The organism is Paenibacillus sp. 79R4, assembly GCF_013393165.1.
In the GTDB taxonomy this organism is placed as follows: domain Bacteria; phylum Bacillota; class Bacilli; order Paenibacillales; family Paenibacillaceae; genus Fontibacillus.
In genome coordinates this window covers 18,369-44,908 of sequence record NZ_QJOT01000004.1, presented here as the reverse complement: position 1 = coordinate 44,908, position 26,540 = coordinate 18,369, and the positions used below count along the sequence as shown (strand labels likewise).

The 26,540-nt window shown below is 48.4% G+C and carries 22 protein-coding genes; 13 read left to right on the top strand and 9 right to left on the bottom strand.

Annotated elements, in window-relative coordinates; all coding sequences use genetic code 11:
- The first annotated feature begins 16 nt into the window (after positions 1 to 16).
- Both DMN77_RS06085 and DMN77_RS06080 read left to right on the top strand, forming a co-directional pair.
- Positions 17 to 646: a hypothetical protein gene (locus DMN77_RS06085; protein WP_179014027.1), complete on the top strand. Its 630-nt coding sequence runs from the start codon at positions 17 to 19 to the stop codon at positions 644 to 646.
- A 143-nt stretch (positions 647 to 789) separates the two neighbouring features.
- The gene (locus tag DMN77_RS06080) at positions 790 to 1,050 is read left to right on the top strand and encodes a hypothetical protein (protein WP_179014025.1); all 261 of its coding nucleotides are present in this window, start codon (positions 790 to 792) and stop codon (positions 1,048 to 1,050) included.
- Between the two features lie 176 nt (positions 1,051 to 1,226).
- Here the strand turns inward: DMN77_RS06080 and DMN77_RS06075 are convergent, their stop codons facing one another.
- The gene (locus DMN77_RS06075) at positions 1,227 to 1,907 is read right to left on the bottom strand and encodes a M50 family metallopeptidase (RefSeq protein ID WP_179014296.1); all 681 of its coding nucleotides are present in this window, start codon (positions 1,905 to 1,907) and stop codon (positions 1,227 to 1,229) included.
- A gap of 382 nt (positions 1,908 to 2,289) precedes the next feature.
- On the opposite strand from DMN77_RS06075, the gene DMN77_RS06070 reads away from it, so the two are divergent.
- The 7 genes from DMN77_RS06070 (at position 2,290) to DMN77_RS06040 (ending at position 11,558) form a co-directional block, all read left to right on the top strand.
- Positions 2,290 to 4,098, top strand: coding sequence for a glycoside hydrolase family 30 protein (locus tag DMN77_RS06070; RefSeq protein ID WP_179014024.1), 1,809 nt, complete (start codon positions 2,290 to 2,292; stop codon positions 4,096 to 4,098).
- A 768-nt stretch (positions 4,099 to 4,866) separates the two neighbouring features.
- Complete coding sequence (locus tag DMN77_RS06065) at positions 4,867 to 7,017, top strand: glycoside hydrolase family 6 protein (RefSeq protein WP_179014022.1); 2,151 nt, start codon at positions 4,867 to 4,869, stop codon at positions 7,015 to 7,017.
- A gap of 74 nt (positions 7,018 to 7,091) precedes the next feature.
- On the top strand, positions 7,092 to 8,975 hold the full coding sequence (locus DMN77_RS06060) for a cellulase family glycosylhydrolase (RefSeq protein ID WP_218652878.1): 1,884 nt from the start codon (positions 7,092 to 7,094) through the stop codon (positions 8,973 to 8,975).
- 227 nt (positions 8,976 to 9,202) lie between these two features.
- Entirely contained in the window at positions 9,203 to 9,511 is a 309-nt protein-coding gene (locus DMN77_RS06055) for a GRAM domain-containing protein (RefSeq protein ID WP_179014019.1), read from the top strand.
- 25 nt (positions 9,512 to 9,536) lie between these two features.
- Entirely contained in the window at positions 9,537 to 9,989 is a 453-nt protein-coding gene (locus DMN77_RS06050; RefSeq protein ID WP_068781620.1) for a GyrI-like domain-containing protein, read from the top strand.
- A 53-nt stretch (positions 9,990 to 10,042) separates the two neighbouring features.
- The gene (locus DMN77_RS06045; RefSeq protein ID WP_179014017.1) at positions 10,043 to 10,795 is read left to right on the top strand and encodes an alpha/beta fold hydrolase; all 753 of its coding nucleotides are present in this window, start codon (positions 10,043 to 10,045) and stop codon (positions 10,793 to 10,795) included.
- A 46-nt stretch (positions 10,796 to 10,841) separates the two neighbouring features.
- Entirely contained in the window at positions 10,842 to 11,558 is a 717-nt protein-coding gene (locus DMN77_RS06040; protein WP_179014016.1) for a DinB family protein, read from the top strand.
- A 199-nt stretch (positions 11,559 to 11,757) separates the two neighbouring features.
- Here DMN77_RS06040 and DMN77_RS06035 read toward each other — a convergent pair whose 3' ends face one another.
- Together DMN77_RS06035 and DMN77_RS06030 are read right to left on the bottom strand one after the other, a co-directional pair.
- The gene (locus DMN77_RS06035; protein ID WP_372775465.1) at positions 11,758 to 12,522 is read right to left on the bottom strand and encodes an RluA family pseudouridine synthase; all 765 of its coding nucleotides are present in this window, start codon (positions 12,520 to 12,522) and stop codon (positions 11,758 to 11,760) included.
- Positions 12,522 to 13,385: a class I SAM-dependent methyltransferase gene (locus tag DMN77_RS06030; RefSeq protein WP_068781617.1), complete on the bottom strand. Its 864-nt coding sequence runs from the start codon at positions 13,383 to 13,385 to the stop codon at positions 12,522 to 12,524. Before DMN77_RS06030 ends, DMN77_RS06035 begins: the two co-directional genes overlap by 1 nt.
- 240 nt (positions 13,386 to 13,625) lie before the next feature.
- On the opposite strand from DMN77_RS06030, the gene DMN77_RS06025 reads away from it, so the two are divergent.
- The gene (locus DMN77_RS06025; RefSeq protein WP_068781616.1) at positions 13,626 to 15,350 is read left to right on the top strand and encodes an ABC transporter ATP-binding protein; all 1,725 of its coding nucleotides are present in this window, start codon (positions 13,626 to 13,628) and stop codon (positions 15,348 to 15,350) included.
- Between the two features lie 64 nt (positions 15,351 to 15,414).
- Here DMN77_RS06025 and DMN77_RS06020 read toward each other — a convergent pair whose 3' ends face one another.
- Positions 15,415 to 16,245: a GNAT family N-acetyltransferase gene (locus tag DMN77_RS06020; RefSeq protein WP_068781615.1), complete on the bottom strand. Its 831-nt coding sequence runs from the start codon at positions 16,243 to 16,245 to the stop codon at positions 15,415 to 15,417.
- Between the two features lie 168 nt (positions 16,246 to 16,413).
- On the opposite strand from DMN77_RS06020, the gene DMN77_RS06015 reads away from it, so the two are divergent.
- Positions 16,414 to 17,196 carry an ABC transporter ATP-binding protein gene (locus tag DMN77_RS06015; protein ID WP_068781614.1) on the top strand — a complete coding sequence of 261 codons (783 nt, stop codon included), beginning with the start codon at positions 16,414 to 16,416 and terminating at the stop codon, positions 17,194 to 17,196.
- A gap of 200 nt (positions 17,197 to 17,396) precedes the next feature.
- Complete coding sequence (locus DMN77_RS06010) at positions 17,397 to 18,230, top strand: prohibitin family protein (RefSeq protein WP_256872286.1); 834 nt, start codon at positions 17,397 to 17,399, stop codon at positions 18,228 to 18,230.
- Positions 18,231 to 18,265: 35 nt separating this feature from the next.
- Here the strand turns inward: DMN77_RS06010 and DMN77_RS06005 are convergent, their stop codons facing one another.
- Genes DMN77_RS06005 through DMN77_RS05990 form a run of 4 tightly spaced genes read right to left on the bottom strand, consistent with a single transcriptional unit; the run spans position 18,266 to position 22,408 of the window.
- Positions 18,266 to 19,369, bottom strand: coding sequence for a GerAB/ArcD/ProY family transporter (locus tag DMN77_RS06005; protein WP_068781612.1), 1,104 nt, complete (start codon positions 19,367 to 19,369; stop codon positions 18,266 to 18,268).
- Between the two features lie 18 nt (positions 19,370 to 19,387).
- Entirely contained in the window at positions 19,388 to 19,609 is a 222-nt protein-coding gene (locus tag DMN77_RS06000; RefSeq protein ID WP_068781611.1) for a hypothetical protein, read from the bottom strand.
- Between the two features lie 16 nt (positions 19,610 to 19,625).
- Complete coding sequence (locus DMN77_RS05995; protein WP_082790145.1) at positions 19,626 to 20,822, bottom strand: Ger(x)C family spore germination protein; 1,197 nt, start codon at positions 20,820 to 20,822, stop codon at positions 19,626 to 19,628.
- Positions 20,819 to 22,408: a spore germination protein gene (locus tag DMN77_RS05990; protein ID WP_179014012.1), complete on the bottom strand. Its 1,590-nt coding sequence runs from the start codon at positions 22,406 to 22,408 to the stop codon at positions 20,819 to 20,821. The genes DMN77_RS05995 and DMN77_RS05990 overlap by 4 nt, the downstream gene beginning before the upstream one ends.
- A gap of 217 nt (positions 22,409 to 22,625) precedes the next feature.
- On the opposite strand from DMN77_RS05990, the gene DMN77_RS05985 reads away from it, so the two are divergent.
- Positions 22,626 to 23,669 (top strand): HD-GYP domain-containing protein, encoded by a 1,044-nt coding sequence (locus DMN77_RS05985; RefSeq protein WP_068781608.1) that lies wholly within the window; start codon positions 22,626 to 22,628, stop codon positions 23,667 to 23,669.
- A 71-nt stretch (positions 23,670 to 23,740) separates the two neighbouring features.
- Here DMN77_RS05985 and mprF read toward each other — a convergent pair whose 3' ends face one another.
- A complete protein-coding gene (mprF, locus tag DMN77_RS05980) occupies positions 23,741 to 26,479 on the bottom strand; it encodes a bifunctional lysylphosphatidylglycerol flippase/synthetase MprF (RefSeq protein WP_179014010.1) in 2,739 nt (912 codons plus the stop codon).
- Positions 26,480 to 26,540: the final 61 nt, after the last annotated feature.

The window sequence follows — 26,540 nt, the reverse complement described above, 5'->3', positions numbered from 1 at the left end:
AGGGGCGGGAGCGGAGATGATGAATTGGCCTACGACGTTTATGGAACCGGAAAGCTTGAGACAGCGGTTAGCAGCGATGAGTATTCTGGATGTTATCTTGTGTTCAGAGGATTGGCTGCGCAGATACCAGTATAACCCCCGGTGGGATGAGGATGCCGCTTTGGCCTCTGTAAGAAATGGTGCAGGAGACGAAATTTATATTGTATTTACGCCAGAAGGAGTCATCGTGAAGGGGTTTGATCATGAATCGGGAATGAGTCCCTATGCCAGGGAGGATGGGGAGATCTGGCCGGGCATCTATGAACAGACACCCTCTTCCTTGCTTGACAGGTTGAATGACGAAGCACTTGGCAAGGAGGACGTTACTTTCTGCTTATGGAGAGAATCCGGGGATCAAGTATGGAGATGCGGTGAGATAGACTTCAAGGGACTGGATGACGGTTCCCGTTTTCTGTTAGGAATGATCTACGAAGCTCCGCAGGATTATGTGGACTGGGCGGAGGACTATTATGATATGAAGCTGCCTGTCGACATAGTAGCCCAGGTTTACAAAGGTGAGCCCGTTAGTGAAGAGATGATCCTAGCCTTGAATCCGGAACGAGATGTACGGATTGCGCTCAAGGAGATATATGAGATAGGAAAATAACATAATATTAGTTCGGAAATCCCCTAACCCAGCCTGAGATAAAATATATCAAGGGAGGGTCCATAAAAGCATAAAAGCGCTTTGCGGGTGGAAGGTAAAAGATCAGCAACAAGGTGACGATGGCGAATGGAGGCCAAGATGAAGTGGTATTTATTAGCAAGAGTATGGGGACTGTCGTAGCGGGTGAAGTGGATCGCAAGCGGCAGTTGCCGGTTAAGCATATTTTCCTGACGTCGGTGATTGAGACGGTTCCATTTATCAATTCTACAGATAGAATCGTGATCTACGGCAGTGCGGACTCTTTATTCGGAGATGAGGCTTTACAGCAAATCGCTCCCCAGCATAGTCATGGAATTATAGAAATCCCCCGGAGCGGATCATGGACTGGAGACAGGCAGCGTTAGAGAGAATTTGAGTCGAATGCAATCTATCGTTGATCTTTATGCTCAATTCTTAACTTCAGGAGCAGTACAGAAATGAACAAGTCCAACTAGGCAAGGCCCCTCGAGAAGAGGGGCTTTCTTGCTGCAGAAGCGCAGTCGCAATTTGATGAAATGGTTCTATCCTTGGCCCTTGGATACTACTTGCTGCTCAAGGTCCGGCTGCCGCTTTTCCAATAAAATTGCAGCGCTAATCTTGCGCAGCTGCATGCAATGACTACGAAGAGCAGAGCCCACACAACCGAAGGAAGGATTGTCATATGGGCCAGATTGGTTGCGTCCCCCGCTTGATCGGGGCTGATAATCGATTGTGCCAGCAGGAAAATGGGACCTACAACGGATTCTTCGAGGCAAAGGAAGGCCAGCAGCAAGTAATAGAAATTGCGCACCCGTTTCCCCAAGAAATAAATCAGTACATTTAATAGGATGAAAATGAGCAGCCACCATAGCCCGTAGCCCGAATGCACAAACAGTACAATGGTCAGCAAGGCCAGCGCGCTAATCACGATAAGCCCGGCTGTTTGCTTCCGCTTGTAATAGCCGTAGAACATCAAGATGGAACATAAGGAGGATACGATATAGCCGGCGAGGGAGACGGTGATCTGGCTCCAGCCGGGCTGCAGTAAAGAATAAGTCACCCCACTATGATCCGGGTTAAGCTCAATCCGCAGTACGCTTCCGGACATAATCAATGTCAGCAGGGCATGGCCAAGCTCATGAAACATCGTATCGAGAATACGAAACCAGCCGGAGAACGGGATCAGCCGGGTCAGAAACGCAGCGCCTAGCAAAAACAGCAATGCCTTAAGCCATCTATTCATACCGTACTTATTTTTCATAGGGTGTCCTTTCATAGGGCCTTATGTTTAATGAAAATACAAATCAATGATAAATACACAGTACATAATCATTATAAGGGAAAATAGGTAAAATGCGACTGGAATTTCGGGTTATCCCGAAACATAGAACGAGATTAACTGATGCATTAGTACTTTCTAGCAGCATCAAAATCAAGAAGTCACCAAAATGCTAGAATAAGGTCACCAAAATAGTAGTTTCCATTTTCGTTGTCCGTTTATAATCGGCGCGTAAGCATGTATTTGGAAGGAAGGGAGGGAACTAATTAAGCTTTGCGTTTATGGATAGCGGGTTCACTAGTTCAATCTTTTAGTCATATCATTCTAAATCAAAGGTGGTTTTGAAATGAGGACAAAGATGGTTAGCAAGCTGATGGCCGCCGTAATGAGCACATTGCTTCTGACAGTAATGACAATGCCGCTTCCCACGCATGCCGCAGCTGCGGATGTCAGCATCAATTGGAATGACGTAAAGCAGGAAATCGACGGATTTGGAGTCTCGCAGGCTGGCTGGTCAGGCGCGATATATGACCTTCAGGAGCCGGCGAGGAGCGAAATTATGGATCTCTTATTTACGCAGGATCAAGGAATCGGCTTGTCTATTCTGCGGGGCGCTTTATTCGCCGAATACAACCCGGCACCGGGTCAATTCGATTTTACCGTCAGACCGGACCAGGTTTGGGTAATGCAGCAGGCCAAGGCCAGAGGTGTTGACAAGCTGATTGCATCGACGTGGAGTCCTCCGGCCTGGATGAAAACCAACAATTCAACGACGCATGGCGGGTATCTGAAGCAGGAGAATTACGGTGACTATGCGCTGCTGATGTCCAAATTTATTAAGGAGTACAAGCAGCAATTTGACCTCGATTTGTATGCGGTCTCCATCGCCAATGAGCCGAATTCAATGACCTTCCTTACCTGGGATTCATCGGAGTGGAACTCAACGAACTTCCAGGTGTTCCTGAAGGATTATTTGAAGCAGGCTATGATAGATGAAGGCGTGTTCCAGACGAAAGTCATCGCCGGTGAATCTTCCTGGTGGTCTGAGGATCTGATCAAGGATTCGTTAAATGATCCTGCCTCGGCCGAGAGGCTTGATATCGTTGGGGGACATAACTACCCGATTCCGATTCTGAATCTGGAGATGCCAACTACGCCGTTCTCTACAGCCGTCTCCAAAGGTAAAAAAGTATGGATGACCGAGGTGTCCAAGGTGGACTCCTATGATCCTGGTATCAATTCCGGTCTCAAATTCGCCAAGCAAACCCATGACTTCATGACGAAGGCGGGTGTCAATGCCTGGATGTACTGGACAGGGGCGATACCCGGCGACAATGATGAAGGCTTGATTAATGTGGATAAAGATACCAGTACCTATAAGATAACAAAGCGCTTTTATACGCTCGGGAATTACAGTAAATTTATTAAGCCGGGATATGTCCGGATCGGTGCGACCGAGAATCCTAAATCCAATGTGTATTTCTCGGCTTACAAAGATCCTGCTACAGACAAGTTCACGATTGTAGCGATCAATACCGGGGATGCGACCGCAGAGGTCAATCTGATTCCAAACGGCTTTACCGCCGGAACATTGACTCCATACACGACGGATGATCAATTGAATCTGGCCCAGGGGCCTGCTGTAGCGGCTAACAATGGAAAATTCCAGACCATTATTCCGGCTCACAGCGTTGTAACCTTTGTTGGTCAGAACGGCTCGCCAGCTCCCCAAGAGCAGACCCTTATCGATGAGCTTGACGATTGGTCTAAGACTTTCTCTCATACCAGCGGACTTGCGATGGATTCCAGCAATAGCGGATATTTCAACGGCGATAAATCTCGGGTTAAGCGCCTTAATGGAACGACAGAGAGCTTCGTATATTCCCTCCCGAACATGATCTCCTTTAGAGCGGATATGTATCAATTCAGCGTTTGGGACGGTATCGCCTTCTATGCTTCTTCCGATCAGGTGAATTGGACAAAGCTGGCTCATGCCAGCACCCCAGGGGTATATATGGGCAGCCAATGGTACCAGAAAACCTACTATTCTTCAGAGCTTCCACCGCCGGGAACACAATATTTGAAGATCGAATTATCAGGCAGTGATTCCTGGGAGAAACAGGTGTCCCGGATGACGATTAAATACGCGATGTAAATACAAGAATACGCATTGAAGAGGGGGGCATCGTGCATGCCCTCTATTTCTAATTCCCGTAAGTTAGAAAAGTAAGTTAATATTAGTAGAGACAACAGTTTAATGAATGTATCAACAAGGAGGGCTATTGAACAAGTCTGGTTCAGAATCCTTCTTAGAGAATAAATAGGGAAGGAAGAAGCAGTCCGCGCGAAGGCGCGGATTTTTGTATGCCGTTATAGGCACCGGGGATAGAAGATTTTAAACCAGAACACAGAAAAATTTCAACTATACAAATATCGCGCAGATCAATAATATAAAGGTGCAAGTTTTTACTTTTTATTACATAAATATCTTTTTTTATTTCGTTATCCATCACATAGGTTTAAAAGAAAATTTTTCATCATTTCGTCAGCAAAAGAGCAGCGATGTTCATTGAAAGCGCATACCAATACTCCCCAGGACGGCACGTTTATTCAATTCTGTTAATACACGTAACCCCTAGCCGCATAATCTGTCTCATTACATTCAAAGATTCATAGAATATGGACCAGATACAGCTTTGTTGGAACCTGCAGCTTTTAGCCTACTGTTTATTTTATTACAGGGGCCCGGAGCAAACCTTCGCTCTAATAAAGGGGGTGGTAGCCAATACATTCAAAAGGATGAGAAGCAGACGATTTTCCCTCATGGCACAGGAGACCGCTGACTGGAACAAGTGACGGTGTACCGGACGGTACGCCAGTTAGGAATTGAACCGCAAACCATCAATAATTAAGGAGTGATCCCATGAATTCGAGTTTATTCAAACGATTAGTGGCGATTGCGGGAGTTGCAGCTTTGGCGCTGACGTTACTTCAGCCTTTTGGGGCAGAGAAGAGTTATGCTGCTGAAGCGCATGTCGACAATCCGTTCCTGGGGGCCACGATGTATGTGAACCCCGATTACGCGGCGCTGATCGATACTTCCATCGCTCAAGTTAGCGACAGCACTTTGAAGGCCAAGATGGAGACCGTTAAATCATATCCAACAGCCGTCTGGCTGGACCGCATCGCTGCGATTAACGGCGGTGAGGAGAATGGCGGTCGGAAGAGCCTGGAGCAGACGATGGATGCTATACTCGCCCAGAAACAGGGGAATACGCCTATCGTCGCTCAATTTGTAATCTATAATCTGCCTGGCCGGGACTGTCATGCCCTGGCTTCCAATGGAGAGCTGCCTTTGACAGCGGCAGGCTTGCAAACTTATAAGACGGATTATATCGACCGAATTGCCGGGATCTTCGCAAATCCGAAATATTCAAGCATCCGGATCGTCGCTATCATCGAGCCTGATTCGTTGCCGAATCTGGTGACGAATCTGAGTGATTCCAGATGCGCACAAGCGAATTCCACCAATATTTACAGAGATGCCACGCGTTATGCACTCGATAAGCTGCATGCGATTCCTAATGTGTACAATTACATGGACATTGCACACTCCGGATGGTTAGGCTGGGACAGCAACCGTCAACCGACGATTGATCTTTTTACTTCGGTGGTTAGCGGGACAGCGGCAGGACTCGCCAGTGTGGACGGATTTATTACGAATACAGCAAATACAACCCCACTTGAGGAGCCGAATCTGCCTGATCCGAACTTGACGATTAATGGCAATCAGATCAAGTCAGCCACTTATTATGAGTGGAATCCGTATTTCGATGAAGCTGATTTCACCGCTGCTTTGTATTCGGGCTTCGTGGCCAAAGGCTGGCCATCCAGCATTGGCTTCCTGATTGATACGTCCCGGAACGGCTGGGGCGGACCAAACCGGCCTACTAGTGCCAGCGGAACTTCCGTTAATGCCTATGTTGATTCCGGGCGGGTCGACAAACGCCTTCATCGGGGCAACTGGTGTAATGCCAGCGGTGCCGGCATTGGGCAGCCCCCACAAGCGGCACCAGCAGGTTATTCGAACTCGCATCTCGATGCCTTTGTATGGGTGAAGCCGCCAGGTGAATCGGATGGCTCAAGCTCCGAGATTCCGAATAATGAAGGCAAAGGCTTCGATAGAATGTGTGACCCGACTTATACCAATGCCAATGGAACCTTAACAGGCGCACTGCCAAATGCTCCGGTATCCGGACACTGGTTCCATAATCAATTCGTAGAGCTGGTTCAAAATGCATATCCGGCGATTCCAACAGGTGGCGGCGGAACACCTACAGTTCCTGCTGCGCCGACGGGATTGACCGCTGCTGCGGGCAATGCTCAAGTAACGCTGAGCTGGGCAGCGACAAGCGGAGCGACAAGTTATAATGTGAAGCGGGCAACGACAAGCGGCGGCCCCTATACGACGGTAGCGACCGGCGTAACAGCGACAAGCTATACGAATACGGGTTTGACGAATGGCACGCCGTATTACTATGTCGTTAGCGCGGTGAACAGCGCAGGGGAGAGTGTCAATTCTGCACAGGTGACGGCCACGCCAAGCGGCGGCGGAACAGGAACATCCAATCTGGTACTTCAATATAAGGTTGGAGACACTAGCGCTACTGACAATCAGATCAAGCCTCAATTGAATATCAAGAATAGCGGAACTGCTGCTGTAAATTTAAGTGACCTTAAAATTCGCTACTATTTCACGAAGGATGGCAATCAGGACGTTAATGCCTGGATTGACTGGGCTCAGGTAGGTTCAGCCAATATTACTAATACTTTTGGCACAGCCTCCGCTACGAAGGCGGACACCTATATTGAGCTGAGCTTTAGCGCTGCAGCCGGATCGATCGCAGCCGGAGGGCAGTCGGGGGATATTCAGTTGCGGATGTCGAAGGCGGACTGGTCTGATTTTGACGAGAGCAATGATTATTCCTATGACGCCACAAAAACAGCCTACACAGATTGGGATCATGTCACGCTGTATTTGAACGGCGTACTAGTCTGGGGGATTGAGCCTTAATAAGCTCGACCGATCTCATATTCATTCAATTTCGTTGAATCCATGAAAGATGGTGAGAATGAGTGTTCAAAATATTGGCTAAAACTCTCTTGATCGGTTCGCTCGTGATCGGAGCCGTGGGACTAGGCGCCGCAGGTGCGGGAACCCAGCAGGCCAAGGCAGCCGCTAATTATTACCATACATCCGGGAATAAGATCGTCGATTCCGCTGGAAAGCCTGCCGTGTTCAACGGGATTAACTGGTTTGGATTCGAGACAGCAAACTATTCGCCCCATGGCTTGTGGACCAGATCTATGGATGATGTACTCGATCAGATGAAGTCTCACGGCTACAATTTGATCCGTCTCCCATACAGCAACCAGATGTTTGATGCCGGTTCAGCGGCGAACGGAATTGATTATGCGAAGAATCCGGACCTCAATGGTCTGACTCCGATCCAGATCATGGATAAGCTGGTTGACAAAGCGGGCGCCCGGGGCATGAAAATATTCCTGGATCGTCATCGCCCTGATTCCGGCGGACAATCCGAGCTTTGGTACACTTCCGCCTATTCGGAACAACGCTGGATCGATGATTGGAAGATGCTGGCCACTCGTTACAATGGAAATGACACCGTTATCGGAGCGGATCTGCACAATGAGCCGCACGGCACGGCCAGCTGGGGGACCGGAAACCAATCCACAGATTGGAGACTTGCCGCAGAGCGTGCGGGCAATGCAATTTTGTCCGTGAATCCGAACTGGCTTATCATTGTAGAAGGAATCGAGAAGAATGTGCAGGGCTTTAGTGACGGCTACTGGTGGGGAGGCAATCTCAAGGGAGTTGCCAACTATCCGGTCAGACTTAATGTCCCGAATCAACTTGTCTATTCCGCCCATGATTATGGTCCGGGCGTGTCCAATCAGACCTGGTTCTCAGATCCGTCATTCCCAAATAATATGCCGGGGATTTGGGATGCGTACTGGGGATATATCAGCAAACAGAACATCGCTCCGGTCATCGTCGGTGAATTTGGCGGTCGCGGTGTTGATCTGACCAGTGTCGAGGGCAAATGGCAGAACAAGCTGGTAGATTATATTGGAGCGAACAATCTTTACTGGACTTATTGGTGCTTGAACCCGAATTCCGGGGATACGGGGGGGCTCCTGCAGGACGACTGGACTACGTGGAACGCACCGAAGCAGACGATGCTGGATAAGATCATGCAGCCGCTGAGTGGCGGAGGCGGGGGAACGAATGTGCCTGCTGCTCCAACCGGATTGACGGTTACGGCAGGTGATGCGAAGGTGAGTCTCAGCTGGTCGGCTTCGGCTGGAGCGAGCACTTATCATGTGAAGAGAGCAGCGACGAGCGGTGGCCCCTACACGACTGTGGCAACGGGAGTCGCAGGCACGTCCTATACCGATCAGGGGCTAACGAATGGAACCGTGTATTACTATGCAGTTAGCGCTGTAAATTCCGCAGGTGAAAGTGCCAATTCAGCTGCAGTCTCTGCTACGCCAGCGGGAGGGAGAGGGTCCACTCCTACCGGCAATCTGGTAGTTCAATACCGGGCTGGCGATATTAACGCAACAGACAATCAGATTAAGCCATTCTTCAATATTAAGAACAATGGAACGACTGCTGTAAACCTAAGTGATCTCAAGCTTCGTTATTATTTCTCGAAGGATGGTTCACAGAGTATGCAGTCCTGGATCGATTGGGCATCCATTGGAGTCGCTAACATCCAGCGGACCTTTAACGATGCTTATGTTGAGCTCAGCTTTACATCAGCAGCAGGCTCAATTCAGGCAGGAGGCCAGACGGGAGAAATTCAGCTGCGAATGGCCAAGTCGGACTGGTCGAACTTCGATGAGACGAATGACTATTCCTTTGATCCAACCAAAACAGCCTTTGCGGATTGGAATAAGGTCACCTTGTATCAGAATGGCACGTTGGTGTGGGGAGTAGAGCCTTAGAAGGAACAAAATGAAATGGGAAAGGGACCGCTTCGGCGGTTCTTTTTTATGTTTTACAGCTCATGCGGATATGTCAGATGAAATAAGTTGATTTCATTATAATAGGGTGATTCTCAAAATATGGAATGCATGATATAACTGAAAATAGTATTGTAATCAGAAAGTGCAAGGTCGAATTGCACAACAGGATGGATCGGTATGAAAATAATGCAGGGGTGCGTGGAAATATGGAATTAAGGTCGTCGGAATATATAGTGAAAGAACGAATACCGGCCAATTTATTTAGAAGTGTTGAAGCGGTCGGGGGGAGATTAACCATTACCAATGAAAGACTGCTGTTCACTCCGCATATGATCAACATTCAGACAGAGCCTGTTGAGATTAATATGGCCGACATTGTTGGAGTCAAGAAGCGCAACACGATCGGTCTGGTACCTAATGGCATCAAAATCATCAATCGCTATGGCAGTGAATTCAAGTTTGTCGTCTATAAAAGAGCCCAATTGATTGAGCTTATTAATCAGTACAGGGCTTAAAATAATTATTTTTCAGGAGGAGCGTATGATGAGTGCAAACCCAATTAAAACGGTGCATTTGGAAGAGAAGAAATTCGTCGGCTTCCCCGTCACTTCCAGCTTTTCATTCCATGATCCTAACCGGATCGAGGAGGCAAAACGTCAGTTCCTTGAGCGCAGGCATGAGATTAGAGAGGTAGTTCATCCTGAAGAATACGTATGTCCACACTTCGCCTCAGAGGTATTGTTTACTTATTTCTACTGTATGGAAGTTAGTGCGCTTGAAAATATCCCGGAAGGGATGATCGGATTCACGATTCCAGCGCGTAATTATGTGACAACGAGATCGGATACCGATCCTTATGAAGTACTCCATGCCTACATCAAAGACAGCCGAATCGAACATCATCCAAGAGCGCTGGCTTTGGAAATATATCGATTTGCCGACCCGGAATGGCCGGGAAAAGTCGATGTATTTGTTCCGATAAAGGAAGGATAGTCTCAAGAAACGGGGATTTCTCTTGATTACACAAGTGCCGGAGGTTAGCGCGTATGCCGCACGTACAGGTTCAGGATTTGCACATGTTTTATGAGCAGCTGGGTACAGGAGAACCAATCATTTTTTTACATAGCAGCTATTCAAGGGGGATATTGGCTTTTGCCAGCCAACTGCTCGATTTTCAAAAGAGTTACACTTGTTATTACCCCGACTTTAGGGGGCATGGTCGAACACGTTGCGAGAGGATGGACTGGAATTCTCCCCGATTGGCTGAGGATATCATTCACTTCATGGATGTGCTTCATCTGCCTAAGGCCCATCTGATTGGCTACAGCTTGGGAGCGAATGTAGCTCTGTATTGTGCGGTTGAGCACCCGGAGCGAGTTGCTTCCATCGTTACGATCGGAACAAGCGGCTTTGCCGAACCCGCCGGCGTCGAGGAGTTTGAGCCGGAGTGGCTGGCCCGGCACGGACAGCAAGAACTGATCGGGCAAATGCTTGAAAGACATGAAGAAGCGCATCGCGGAAATTGGCAGGAATTTATGCGCCAATCGGCCAATGAATGGCGTTACTACCCCCAGTTGACGGAGGATCAATTAAGTGGGATTTGCTGCCCAGCCTTATTCATTTCCGGTGAGCATGATCCTTTTGCAGGAGAAGAGAAACTGCGGAAGTTAAGCTCGCTCGTTCCAAGGTCGCAGTATTTCGTTTGCCCGGACTGCAGCCATAGGCCACACACAGTTCGAGAGAAGCCGGTGCTCGTGAATGATTCGATCCTTCAGTTTCTTAGCCGAATTTCTAGCTAAGCTTGTGAGAAATATCTCTTATAAGGGGTTAAAAGGTGGATTGCATATGAATCTGGAACAAAGGAAGCGTTGGAACGAGAATCACAAGCAATTAACTGGCCTGATCTTTGCGGTGGACAAGCATGCGCAGGCAATTGAGCTTTTTCTGAATCAGCACGCTTTATTGCATTCCTCGCCAATGAGTCCTTCGGGCGTTACGACGCTGGAGGATCATTTATTGGATCAGATGGCGGAGCATGTCTTTCGCACGTATCCTGTGAAAGTGCCGGGTACGAAGAACTCCATTGCCTGGCATTTATGGCATATCACCAGAATCGAGGATATGACAATGAATGTTCTTCTGAACGATGAGAATCAGATTTTCGAGATTGGGGATTGGAAGGATAAGCTGCAGGTGAATTATATTCATACGGGGAACGGGATGACAGAGGAAGAGGTCGCTGATCTAAGCTTGAATATAAATTACTCCGCTTTGCTGGCATATCGGTTCGAAGTAGGGCGCAGGACTCGTGAGATCGTCGCCTCAATGCTGCCTGGACAGTTTAATCAGAAGGTTGACCCGACCCGAATTAAGAAGCTGGGTGATCATGGGGCTGTTAAGCAGGGAGAATCATGGCTGCTTGATTATTGGGGGAGCAAAAGGCTAGGCGGATTAATTCTGATGCCTGCGACCCGCCATCTTTTTCTGCATTTGAATAAAGCGCTGCGGATCAAAGAGAAGCTGCAAAAAAAAACCATGAATGGGGAAGGGAACATACAATAGTGCAGTTTGATCGGCAAATTTATGCTCAACGAGGCAATGAATAGGTATAAAAAGACGCTTCGCCCGCTAATTTCATGGGTCTGAAGCGTCTTTATTCATCTTTAGAAACGGCTGATGTCCGCATTCGTTCATATCCGGGCCAACCCGGCTAGCCGTAGGAGAGGTGTGGATGGCTTGTTTGCACGAGACGAAGGCCCATTCACAGATGGGTGCTCGAGACCAAGTTCTCCGCAATCTGCGAATACATCCGAGAATCCCACAAATTCCATGGAAATTGGGAAGGGGGAGAAGAGACAAGGTCGACCGGCTCTTTGGTGATCGGATGGGGGAAACCAACGTACAGCGACCAGAGCGCAATTTGCTGGCCGGGCTTGTTGATATGTGCTCCATATTTCTGATCGCCGTATAACGGGCAGCCAAGCTGGTTCAACTGCACGCGGATTTGGTGCGGACGCCCGGTGTGCAGCTCGATTTGTACCAACGACAGTTCGTGCTCAACCGAGACGCTAAGCACCTGATAATCAAGAATGGCTTCCTTGCTGCCAGGCGTCCCCTTGGCCACGACAGATACCGTATTGGTCCGCTCCCCCTTCAGCAGTGTGTCAATCAGGCGTCCATGCTGCTGCGGTGGCCGTCCATGAACGACGGCCACATAGGATTTAGCGAATCTCCGGGTACGCACAGCATCGGAGAGGCGCGAGGCTGCCTTGGACGTCTTCGCAAAGATCATGGCTCCGCCAACCGGACGGTCCAGGCGGTGGACAAGGCCCAGATATACATTTCCGGGCTTATTGAATCTTTCCTTAATATCCGCCTTCAGCAGATTTAACAGGTCAGGATCTCCGCTGGCATCCTCTTGGGTCGGAATGTTCACGGGCTTCTCAATGCCGAGCAGATGGTTGTCCTCATACAAAATTTTCATTGCCGGATGTCCCGTCGTCCAGGACACTGCAGGAACCATCATTATTCCTCCCAGCGGCCGAGAATACCGCAAGGCAGATTCATGCCGGATTTCGTAATCGGGAGACCCAGCTCGCCAGCAGAGATTCGTCCGCCGTACCGCTGCTTTACAGTCATCGTTAGAATGTTGTTCAGTACTGTTGGCGAAATTCCCGTGGTATAGGAATTGATCAGGAAGAACAACGGTTTATCCGACAGGATCGACAAGCAGGATTCCACGAACGGATACAGGCTTTGTTCCAGCTTCCACGTCTCCCCCGATGGTCCCCTGCCGTAGGAAGGGGGGTCCATGATGATCGCATCATAGCGATTGCCGCGCCGCTGCTCGCGTTGTACGAACTTGAATACATCGTCCGTAATAAAACGGACAGGACGATCGCCGAGTCCGGAGAGAGCAAGGTTCTCCTTGGCCCACTGCACCATTCCTTTTGCCGCATCAACATGTACAACAGAAGCGCCGGCGGACGCACAAGCGACGGAAGCGCCGCCGGTGTAAGCGAACAGGTTAAGTACATTAATCGGGCGCTTTGCATTGGAGATCTTGTCCATCATCCAGCGCCAGTTAGCCGCTTGCTCCGGGAAGAGCCCCGTATGCTTGAAGCTGGTCGGTTTAATATAAAATTTGAGCGGATCAAAAGAGATCGTCCAGCGTTCAGGAATCGGCTTCTTCATCTCCCAGCTGCCCCCGCCGGAAGAACTGCGGTGATAGTGTCCGTGCACATCCCGCCATGCCTTATCCTCGTTAGCGATCGGCCAGATAATTTGCGGGTCCGGACGGCGCAAAATTACGTCGCCCCAACGCTCCAGCTTCTCTCCATTTCCTGTATCGATAACTTCATAGTCATTCCATTCATTAGAAACGTACATTTACTATAATCCTTCCTTCCAAGACAAGGTAGTTCATTGAATTCCCGATCACGAGCAGCCTCCGGGACGATTCATTCGGTAGTTATTGTACCTTATTATAGGGTCTCCATGCTACTGATTGACGAATCTTGACCGAACCAAAAATAATTATAACTGACTTAGGACTGTGAAAAGACGAATAACTATGATAATCTTTACACAAAAATGCTTTCTGCATGACAGATTGGAGAGAACGTCGAAATGCTTCGAGATTTTTTTTCATATTATCGTCCTTACCGGAATTTATTCCTGTTAGACTTCACTTGCGCAGTCGTGGCAGGGCTGCTGGAGCTGGGATTCCCGATTGCAGTTAACCAATTCGTGGACAAGCTGCTTCCTGGCAAGGACTGGTCGCTAATCGCGATGGCCTGTGCCGCGCTGCTTGGAATATATATTTTGAACACGGTGTTGAACTATATTGTTACTTATTGGGGACATATGCTAGGGGTTAACATCGAGACGGATATGCGCAAGAACATGTTCGAGCACTTACAGAAGCTAAGCTTCAAATTTTATGACAATCATAAGACCGGTCACTTAATGTCCCGCTTGTCGAATGATCTCGACAATATCGGGGAGGTCGCTCATCACGGACCAGAGGATGTATTTATCGCCGGTATGACCTTGGTTGGTTCATTTTTGCTGATGCTGTCGATTAATTGGAAGCTGGCTGTATTGACCTTCTTGGTGGTGCCCGTTCTCGTCTGGGCTGCGCTGCATTTCAATCGTCAAATGACGAAAACCTATCGCGGGCTGTTCGGGGCACTGGCAGATTTCAACTCCCGGGTGGAGGAGAACATTGGCGGCATTCGTGTCGTTCAAGCTTTTGCCAATGAACAACATGAGAATAAGCTGTTCGCCGAGAACAACGGACTCTATCGCCGCACGAAGCTGCGCGCCTATAAGATTATGGCCGGCAGCTTCTCCGTCAACTATATGCTAATGCGGCTAGTCTCTTTATTCGTCATGATTTGCGGGACCTGGTTCGTTATTCGCGGCGAGCTGTCCTATGGGGAATTCGTCGGCTTCCTGCTTCTGGCCAACGTCTTCGTTCGACCGATCGAGAAGATCAATGCGATCATTGAGAGTTATCCAAAAGGGATAGCCGGATTCAAGCGCTATATGGAGATCATGAATACCGAGCCAGATGTAGCGGACAGAGCGGACGCATCGGAAGCGGGCCAGTTAAAGGGAGATATCGCCTTCCAAAATGTAAGCTTTGGTTACGACGGCAAGGATAGGGTATTAAATAATATTAGTCTGAACATCCACGCTGGGGAGACCATCGCCTTTGTTGGCCCTTCCGGTGCCGGTAAGACCACTTTGTGCAGCCTGCTGCCGCGGTTCTACGAGGTGGATGAGGGCCGGATTACAATTGATGGCACAGACATCCGGGATGTTACCCTCTCCTCATTGCGCCGCAACATCGGGATTGTCCAGCAGGACGTATACTTATTCTCAGGCAGTATTCGCGAGAATATTGCTTACGGGAAGCTGGGAGCCAGCGATGAAGAGATATGGACCGCGGCGCGCCGCGCCCAGCTTGAGGGCTTTATCGAAGCGCAGCCTGAGGGGATGAATACCGTGATTGGGGAGCGTGGTGTCAAGCTCTCTGGCGGACAGAAGCAGCGTCTAGCTATCGCCCGCATGTTCCTGAAGAATCCGCCAATTCTGATTCTTGACGAGGCTACCTCGGCACTGGATACAGAGACGGAGCTGGCGATTCAGCAATCTCTTGCTGAATTATCGGAAGGAAGGACAACGCTGGTGATTGCGCATCGACTGGCAACGATCAAGAATGCCGATCGTATCGTTGTTGTAACGGAAGAGGGCATATCAGAGCAGGGACGTCACCAGGAGCTGGTGACGGCAGGCGGCCATTACAGCCGCCTGCATCAGGCGCAATTCGGCGCTATCCAAGCTTAATAGTGTAGGTTTAAGAAGCCAGCCTATCGATAATGACTTTGTGATCAAAGGGAAATTGTTGGAACTACCTCTTATAAGTAAAATAGTCCTGCGCAGCGCGCAGTTGAAAACCGGCTGTCTCATAAAGCTTCATGGCAGCCGGGTTTTCTATGGCGACATCCAGCCATATGGTGTGTCCGGCGGCCATCTCCCGAGTGATAACCTGCTGCAACACCGCTTGTCCAATCCCTTTGCCTCTATAGCGGGAGTGAATAACAAAGCCATAGATCCAGCTTCGATCCTCCAGCCTGGAGATGCGGATTTTACCGACGATATGGCCATCCGCAAGGATCAATTCATTATCGGCCATGTCCTGTGGGCTCAGCCGGATATAATCCTGCAGCGTCTGTTCATAGTCATCCTGGAAGCCATCCGTGTCGAGCTGACTGAGCAATTCCGCATCCTCCGGCGTGGCAGTACGGAGCGATATGCCCGGACGCACATTGCCGAGTTTATTCTCTGCCGAGGCATATTGCATCTGGTATTCAGTGAAGGAATAACGGCAGCTGACCCTATTCAGGAAAGCTTGGCCTGAGACAGAAGCCGCTGGCGTATTAAGCAAGATGGAAGAGTACCTTACTGTATCTTCTCTAGTAATTCCATCTTGAAGTAATCTTGTAAAAATCCCTAATCTCCGGAAATCGGGATGTACCATCCCGCAAATCTCCATACTTCCACCGATAATATACTTGCCTAAGAAGGCGATGAGTCGACCATCCATGTATTCTGTGAGGTGGAGGCGATTGTCTTCCGCCGGGTTAAGCAGCATATCCCAATTCAGCTTAAGGCTGATCTGATCATGTTGTTCACAGATCGTCTGCAGCTTTTGCAATTCATCTATATTTACTCTCAACATATATCTACCATCCTTTGCTAGTATTCTAGTATAAGGAAGCGTGGATTGGCAATGTCACAGAAAGTGCGATTTATTCCCCCTCTAAATACATCAAATTCTTGACAAATTCATTTCAGCAGAGTAGCTTGGGATTATTATACAAAAAACGGAGGAAGGCAGGGGAGAGCTATGGAGAAGAATGTTGTAACGATGAAGGATGTCAGCTGGCGGCGTGAAGGAAAGACGGTGCTGCGGCAAATCGATTGGACCGTACAAGAAGGAGAGCACTGGGCTCTATTTGGCCTCAATGGCTCAGGCAAGACCACTCTGCTTAATTTGCTCTGTGGTTATATCTGGCCGACGAGCGGGCAGATCAGCGTACTCGGCCATAAATTTGGCGAGGTAGATTTAAGAGAATTGCGCAAATCCATCGGCTGGGTCAGCTCTTCGCTGCAAGAGCGGCTGCATGGGAATGAGAAAGCGCAAAATCTCGTTGTGAGCGGTAAATTTGCCTCGATTGGTCTTTATGAGAAGCCGACGGAGGCGGATTTTGAGAAAGCTGCGTCCCTGATGGAGCAATTGCGCTGCGGACATTTGCTGGACCGTACCTACCAGACCTGTTCGCAAGGAGAGAAGCAGAAGCTGCTGATTGCCAGAGCCTTAATGGCGGCACCGCGTCTGCTTATTCTTGATGAAGCGGCGAACGGCCTTGATTTCATATCGAAGGAAGGGTTGCTGGACAGCATCAGTGAACTGGCGAAGCAAGCTGAAGCCCCAAGCATGATTTATGTGACACACCACACAGAGGAGATTTTGCCGATCTTCTCCCATTCCTTATTGATTCGGCGCGGCGAGGTATTTGCCCAGGGCAAGACACAGGAAGTATTGAATAGCGATCGACTATCCGACTTCTTCGAGATGCCGGTTGATCTGAATTGGAATCAAGGACGGGCCTGGCTATCGCGGAAATAAACTCTGTTATCCATTTTGCTACTTTTTTCAGGGTGCAACGTACTATTAGTAATGTATGATCAAAAAGGCCCGTTGCCAGTACCGAAGCTTAGGCTACTGAGGTGCATTTTATCAAAAATGCTTCCATTGGATGAGGCTGGGGTGAACTTTTTGAGCAACCTCTACAGAATAGCAAATTAAACGGAGGGATCCATATGGAGATGGGAACAAACCCGGGAGCGAAGAAGCCAGTCAAGCTGCGAGGATTAACAGGTCTTATTATTACGGTCATTATTGTTGGAATTATTGCAATGGGCAGCTTCACACAGATTGAATACGGGCATGTTGGATTGTATAAGACATTTGGGAAATTGAATAGCGACGTGTTATCCCCAGGGATTCACTTCAAGATTCCGTTCATTCAGTCGGTCATTCAGGTGAATACCCAGGTGACCAAGGCAGAGACGGATACGACAGCCTCCTCGAAGGATTTGCAGCCGGTGTCAACCCATGTTGCCGTTAACTATTCAGTAAATAAAGAGTCGGCCTACAATCTAATGAACAATATTGGAGGGTCCTTCGATACGATCATTATCAACCCGGCCGTACAGGAGATCGTCAAAGAGGTGACCGCAAGATATCAGGCCGAGGATCTGATTGCCAGGCGCGATGTCGTAGCCGGAGAGATTAGCGAGCTGCTGACAGCCCGGCTTGCCAAGTACGATCTTATCGTCAATGAGATCAACATCGTGGACTTTAAATTTTCCGATGCTTTCAATCAGTCAATTGAAGCGAAGCAGGTAGCTCAGCAACAGGCACTTAAAGCCAGCAATGATCTGAAGCGGGTCGAGATCGAGGCCAAGCAGAAGATTGCCCAGGCCCAGGCCGAGGCGGAGTCCCTTAAGTTGAAGAAGCAGGAAGTTACGCCGGAGCTCATCCAGTTGAAGCAGATCGAGGTTCAGGAGAAGGCGCTGGAGAAATGGGATGGGAAGCTTCCATCTGTAACAGGCGGGGCAACACCGTTTATTGATATTCAGTCGTTAACCAATAAATAATATTGAATAAATGCCGCCCCTGTTGGGGCGGCATTTTATGATTGCTGCTGTTTTCGCCTGGAGGCGTGGCTGCGGATCAGATAGGCGATCCAATAGATGATAGGAATGAGTATTTCGCCTGCGATCATTACTCCCGGCAATCGCATTGACAGGAAGTCATGCAATTCGGTCTGTGTCCGCGACATAATCATGGATAGTATCAGGATGAACGCGGTTGTAGACAAGGTGAATATGCGATGATCCTTAACCTTGGTGACCTGCGAGATGCAAATAGAGGTGATGAAGATAATGAAGCATATTTTAACAAACAGGCTTGTCAGCCAGAGAATGATAAGAATCGGGTCCCCTGTCTGCAGGAATGATCCCGTCTGAATAAAGGCGGTTAATTCCAGATCGGGATAGGACAGGTTTGCCGTGATCTCAGGTCCGAAGGCGGACAAGACAAGGAACATATGAAGTATATTAATCACTACGGCGAACAAAATGGCCGCAAATATGGTCCTATATGCTTTTTGGGGAGCTTTCAAATAGGGCATTAACAGAAACAGAAAAGAAATTTCGCCGAACAGTCCGACGTTTAAATAAATGCCGTTTCCTAATTCGGCAGGGGTAATATGCGTAAAGAAGGCAGGCAGCATCCCTTTGTTGAGCTCGCGGAGAGCGAGGAACGGAATAATGAAATAGGACAGGGCGCTGAACAGAAAAATCCCTTGCGCTGCCCGAAATATCGTCAACAATCCTGAATAGACGGCGTAAGCTACAGCCAGGCAGAAGATTAGCAGAACAGCCCAGGCCGGTGTCCCGATGAGATATTCGGTGAGCAGAAAATCGGACATCTGTCTGATGGTGCCGGCACCAAGTATAATATTCACCAATATAACCATGATCATAAAAAATGTATGCGGTATTTTGCCAACCAGCTCGTGACCGTATTCCACTACAAATTCATCCGGTCTTGACTGGCTTACTTTCAGACCTGGGTAGATCAGCAGCCAGGCTAGAAAAGCCCCTAACAGCGAAGCGAGCAGGGCAGAATATTTACTGGACGAAGCTAAGGGATTCTCAAGAAAGGCTGTGAAAGTGGTAAACATGGACATGCTATACATTGTAAAAATCTGCAAGGAAGTAATTTTTTTCATTTTCACAGCCTCCCACAATTATTTGCCCGCAGATCCCGTGAAAATGTGATTTGCGATGAACTCGATGAACAGCAGCAAGTTGTACTTTTCCCTAAATACGTATTGAATCTCGATCAGGATCAGAAGGATCATTGTGACCGCTTGACTGGTCAGCTTCTTCCTCCGGCTCATTTTCAATTTATGCTGATTATGCCCGTCAAAGAGCATGATCAGAACAAAGGCAAGTCCGATCCAGACCATGTTCTTCCTCCGAATTTTAATTTTTCTCAGTTCGTCCTGCCGAGCGGTAGAAGGTTCCGGTAAGGTTTAGCGCGATGTCTACGTCAACTTCGATCTTCACTCGATCTGCATAATAGTCATCCCATTGATCCTTGATTTGGTTCCATACTTGGGGATAACGCCAGTCCAGATAGTCGCTAAGCCGGAAGGCATCGCATTTTACCTGTTTTGTTGCTTTAAAGGTTTGATGCATCAAGGATTCTATATCTTTGTTTAAGGTTTCCCGCAGTTTGATCATCATTTCCGCATTTTTGACGTCAATATTTGAGTTGGAAGAGAAGATATATGCGGTGCCTTTGCTATTTACCTTAAAGACCACTTGATTGTTTTTGAGCGTAGGTTTAATTTTCGTATTGATATTGTTGATTTTAAATGTAATTTCCTGCTTGTCTGTAGGTGACTTGATGACCGATATGGCAGAATCGACTTGCGAAGTAATCCATAAAGCGCCTCGAAGCTCCTCATTTGATAAATGCCGCTCAGCGACCATTTTTCCATTGGATATAATGACGGCCCCTTCCGAGCTGGCCCAGAGATTTTTCCCCGAAGTAACCACCTCGCTGGTGGGCAGCTTCTCGAAGCCAATTCTTGGAATCAGAATATCTCCGGTCTTATACTTGGCCATCAAGAAATCCTTGATGGTTGTATTCAGGGTCAGCCGGTCGTCAATAAACTTGGTGAGAACCGTTGAGATAAATCGTTCCGATGTGGTCGGAGCTTTTTTTATCTCCTCTACATTTTCCTCAGTGACGAATAAATTGGCGCTAATATGAAAATTGGGCTGTCTGCTTACCAGGTCAATAACCATGTCCAGACCTTCTCTGGCGAGACGGCTGCCGACGACAATCACGCGCGTTTGGCCGAAGAAGATATCCCGCGAAGCATCCAGTTGAATATCCCGCAATATGGGGCCAATCTCCTTGCCTTTTTTGGAGATGAAAGTGAACGGTTCACCGCCACCATTGTTGGAGCCCCCAGTCTGGTTTGGAATCATTCGATTGGGAAGGGGGAAGCCAAGAGAGATTTCCAGATCACCGTCTTCTAATCGATCGATGGTCATCATGGTTGGAAAGGCCCGATTATTTAATTCTACAGATGACCAGCATCCACTCAACAGGGGGACCAACACTAGCAAAAATATTGTAGTGAATAGCCTAGTCTGCCACTTTTTCATTCATTTTCACCCTTTGGTTCGGACCATCCGCGCGCATTCTTGGCAATTCTATGCCGATTATTGGAAGTGATTGACGGCCGGGTACGCATGAACGTCCAAGGCAGTCGTATGAACGTATCGCCCATATCCTCCTTAATCAACGGTGTTAATGGAGATAAATAGGGCACCCCGAATGACTTCATTTTAACTAAGTGAATGTAGATGAAGATCAAGGCGCAGGCAATTCCGTAAAGCCCAAACATAGATGCCAGAATGATGATCGGAAAGCGGAGCAGCCTGACGGATAAACCAAGATCGTAATGCGGGATAATAAAAGAAGCAATTCCGGTCACCGATACTACGATTACCATAGTTGCCGATATGATCCCGGCCTGAACGGCCGCCGTTCCGATGACGAGCGCCCCGATGATGGACACCGCTTGCCCGATTGATTTAGGAATACGGATCGATGCCTCCCGCAATGCCTCGAAGGTGATCTCCATAATGAACGCTTCATAGACGACCGGAAAAGGTACAATCTCACGCGCGGAAGCGATTGTAATCAGCAGCGGAAACGGAATCATCTGCGGGTGGAATGTCGTAACCGCGATATAGATAGACGGCAGCAGCAAAGAAATAAGCAAGAAGAGATAGCGGATCAACCGAATAAAGGAGCCGGCGATAAACCACATATTATAATCATCCGGCGATTGCATCAGCATGTACAGAGTAACCGGGGCGAGCAGACATACAGGAGTTCCGTTAAGCATAATCGCGGCTCGTCCTTCCAGCAGAGATGCGATAACGATATCCGGCCTCTCTGTGTATTCAACCTGAGGGAATGGAGAGTAAGGATTGTCTTTGATGAACTCCTCAATGTAGTAAGAACCTATGATGCCATCGATTTGAATATAGGATAACCTGCGCTTCATTTCGGCAATAAGCTCCGGCTTACAGATTCCCTCTATATAAGCAAGAACCAATGGGGTCTGGGTTTTTCTGCCTACGACAATGCTTTCGGTTTTTAGGTCAGGTGTCTTCAAGAGCCTTCGCAATAACGTCAAATTCGTTGGCAAATCTTCAATGAAGGATTCCCGCGAGCCGCGAATTATGGATTCGTTCGGGGTCTCTTCAATAGAGCGCGTCGGGTAAGAGGCCACCTCAAAATTGATCATACGCTTGTCGCCATCGATGATAAGGGTAGCGCAGGAGCTCAGAATATGGGTCAGGCATTCATTGAGATCAGAGGTAATCGTATAGTTCGACACAGACAAAGATTTGCGCTGAAACAGAGCTTTATATATATTTGCGGATTCCGAAGCCTCCGTCTGCAAATCTTGCAGGATAAAGCGCTGGAGCGAATCCTGGTCTATCATTCCGCTAAAATAAATAATCGCGCAGTTCTCACCGGATGTCAGGGTAAATTCCCGAAAAATGATGTCGGAGCAATTGTTGAAGCGCTGCTTGAACCAATGAAGCCGTGTCTTTAGACTAGGGCTGTCTGTTTCCAACTCGGGCCATTCCGTCTGTGGAGGTTGTCCGGTTTTTGCTGGCGCTACATGATTATTTTGTTCCTGTATCCGTTTCTTTCGACCCCAGGGTGACATGACAACATCTCCTTTCCAACCCAAATTATGTTTGTTAAGATTAGCGATTGGACTGGGTTTTATGCAAATGAATCTTAAGTACTATTTAGAGAAAGCGCTTTTTATTCGATATTAATAGTGCGAAGTGCCGCGATTATTGTGATACAGTTACATACACCTATACGTCATAGATTCGTCAGATGAAGAAGGCCTAAGTCGAGAGGAGGCTGAGTATTTTATGAAAATGCATATTACTGATCTCAAGGATGGGGACCGGTTGCAATCGGATTTGTTTACCCGTGCCGGGCTTCACGTATTACCAAAGGGAACGAGCATACATAAGGAAGAAATTGCTCTTCTGTACAGGCAGAGCATCGACTATATCGACATCGAGCCGCGGGTTGATTCAAGCGCTTTATTCGGGCTTGATCGCAGGGGATTCTCCAGCCGATTGCATGAGAACTTCGAGCTCACGATCAAGGGATACCAGTCGATCTTCCTGGAGGCGTTGACTACCGGGAAATTCAATCAATCGATGGTGGATGACAAGCTTCAGCCCATGCTTGAGGTCATAGATGAGAAGAAGGATGTTGTGTCCCTGCTGATTTATTTCGGGCAGGATGACGTCAACATTTATAATCATTCCTTACAAGTAGGACTCTTGTCTTATTACATCGCCTATTGGTTGGGTTATTCCAAGCAAGAGTGTATAGCGGTTAGTAAAGCGGGGTATTTGCATGATATTGGCAAGAGCAAAGTACCGCAGGAAATTCGCAATCAATCCCATCCTTTGAGCGATGAGGAGAAGGTGGAGCTTCGAAAACATACGAGATATGGCTACGACATTATCCGGGATTCGATGACCGATGAAATGATTGCCTTGGTGGCCTTGCAGCATCATGAGCGGGAGGATGGCTCCGGCCATCCGCATGGATTGTACAGGGATCAAATTCATCCGTACGCTCAAATCGTGGCGGTAGCGAATGCATATGTTGATATGACCGCTCCGGATGACAACGGCAACAAGCTTGCGTTATTGACCGTGCTTCGCAAAATATATGAACTTGGTTTTGGTGTATTAAATGAACGGGCAGTTCAAGTGCTGACCCGCAATCTGATGCCTAACTTTATCGGGAAGAAGGTACGGCTCAGCAACGATGATACCGCAACCATTGTATGGACGAATCCTTCGGACATCTTCCGGCCGTTAGTGCAATCGGAGCAGAAGTTTTACGATTTATCGACGGAACGGAATATCGAGATTACAGATGTATTTATGTAATTGGCCAAATGAAGGCCGCTGCCGGAATATCCCGGACAGCGGCCTTCATTTGGCCTCTGGCGCTTTAGGTTTCATATCTGTTTGATGGTCTGTTTGGTTTTGCTCTGCTGTTTATACGGCTTGCGTGACACCAAGCTGACTAGTTCGAGCAGCAGCACCGGCAGAGAGACGTTCGTCGGATATGCCAGATATCGGGGCTCCCATCTTGGCGCAAATTTCTCTTTATAGTTCCTGAGGCCGGTAAATCCATAAAGGCTCTCACCATGCTCGAACAGAATATGCGCGAGCTTCTCTTCCCGCATCGCTGCCTGACTTTTACCTACACTGGCTAACGGAGCCATTCCAAGATTAAAGCGGGCATAACCTTGCTCCCTGGCGAATTCGAACAGACCGAGGAACAGCTGATCCATCGTTCCATTTGGCACTTCTGGAAGATGGCGCATGAGGTCTACGGACAAAGTAACGTCATGGTCATAGACAGGAGCGATGGAAGCGAAGGCGATTACCTGGCCTTCTTGATCGCTAATCAGAGCAAGGGGCGCGAGCTGCAAGTAATTTTCATCGAACCAGCCGATGGAGAAGCCTTTTTCTTTTTTTCCTCGAAGCCATTGATCTGAAATATATTTCAGCCTCTGCATCAGCTTCTCCGGATGGGGCGGAGGTGCAATCTCAAACCGGAAGCCCTCTCGTTCGAAGCGGTTGTGCACCGCTCTGAGAGCTGCATTACGCTTTCCGCTCAAGGTAAAGCTGCTCAAGTCTACCAGCGCTTCTTCACCCAGCTTGAAGAAACGGTACCCATTCTCATGATAGAGCGGCAGATAGTCAGCAGTCGTCTGATAGAGCACGCTCTCTAATGCATATTGATCGGCATAGCTCTGGAATTGCTGGATCGCTTCGCTAACCATTTCCTTAGGTCCCAGCGGATCCCCCAGTACAACGAGCTTGTTGTGAATCTTTGCATAAGGGATCAACACTTGATGGTCCATTGCCCAGAAGAAGCTCTTATCTCCGGTAAATAACATATGAGTAAGCATATTGCCGGGATAGTGCTCCAGGAAATCGCATAGTTTAGTGCGATCTGCATGACTAATGCCAGGCATATTCAGCTGTTTTGGACGAAGCAAGTAATAGAGGGTCAGCAGAAGCCAGGCAAGAAGCAGTCCGCTCACGGCCGAGAGAATGAATGCGCTGGATCCTAGCAGCTTTGGCGCATGCTCGCCAACGTGAAAATGAAAAGGCTTCTTCAGAAAAGGACGTGTACTGGCCCCGATGAAGTAATATACTCCAGCAATACATGTCGTAATGATCATCCAACCGATAATATGATATTTTCGGAGAGGAACCGATAATCTGTAGAATTGCTGTCTTGACATCCAGAGCAAAAGTGCGATGACCAGTAGAATGATGGCCTCTTCATAATCAAATCCCTTGGCCAAAGTAAAAATAGCACCGCTGCATAGCAGGAGGAATGTCCAGGAATAGGCGCGTTTGACCCGCAGCGATATTCCCCGCGACAGCACGATCAGCATAATGCCGATGACGACGCTTAGCTGATGGGATAAACGCATAATCGGTAATGACAGAATATTCTCAATGTAGTGGAACCGGTAGAGCAGGGCGGGGGTAGCGGCTGATAGAATCAACAGCGCCCCCGCGACAAACACAAGCTTGCTTAATGACCAGGCGCTAACTTCCCCGATGAAACCGAGAGGGCCTGGCCAACGGCGCAGCTTCTGCCATTTATTTTCGACATTTGCCGCCTCAACGCTCTCGTCCAATGACTTCCTTGCAGGTCTTGCTTGCGATAACTCAGCAGATGCACCCGGAGGAGCCCCTTTCTTGCGATCCCCTGAAAATTCAAAGGCCGCCATAATAAGGCCGATCAACCAGGGCAGAATGTAATACAGAATTCTGAACAAAATGAGGACAACTGCGCTTTTCTCCGGAGAATGTCCGAGCAGTTGAAGTCCAAGCAGCGCCGTCAGATCGAAGCCGCCAATCCCGCTGGGCGCCATACTGATCATACCGGCAATCGCTGCTACTATATATATCCCAAAGATTGCAGTAAAGGATAGATTCGGGAAAAAAGCTCTGCAAATGAACCAGAAAGTAAGCCCGGCGAAAAGCCATTCCATGAAGGAGACGGTAATTACCGAGACGATGGTTCGCCACTGCATCTGCCCGCGGTCGCGATTGAACCATTTAGAGAACAGCGTCGTTCGCTGTAGAAGGACAAATAACGGCAAATATAATGCGGAGCCCCATACTGCGTAGATGAGCCAGTGATGGACCTCTGTAATTTGACCAGCGGGAAAGACCGCGGAAATATTGAACCAGGCAAGCAAAGATAATCCGGTAAACGGAATGGTGGATAGGAAACCAACGGCAGCGGCAATTGTGGAGTACGAGGTTCCGCGGCTGCGCAGCAGCGCGGTCCTTATGCCTGCTCCGGTAAGCCCGGCGAAGCCCAGCAGGTTGCTGGAGGTATTCGCAATCCATCCGTATCTGAACGTCTGCCAGCGGCTTAGCGGAAGCTGGAAATGACGTCTGATTAACAGGTCATATAGGGTCATGATGGAGACTGCGATGAGGGAGAAGCAGAATAGAAACAATAAGGTCTCCGGGTGAATATGGCGCAGATAGTACAAGGTTTTACCCCAATGAATCGTACGGAATTCTTTTTGGCCTTCCCAATACACGAGACCGATGATAACAATGGGAGGAATGAGCCGAAGTGCTTTAATTTGATACAGGGTGGAGATCCATTTTTTTATATGTAATCTATCGATGAGACTTCGAATGCGCTGCATATTAAATAAGCTCCCTTATGGCATAAGTAATTATATTATGGTGTCCGGTAAAAGAATATGT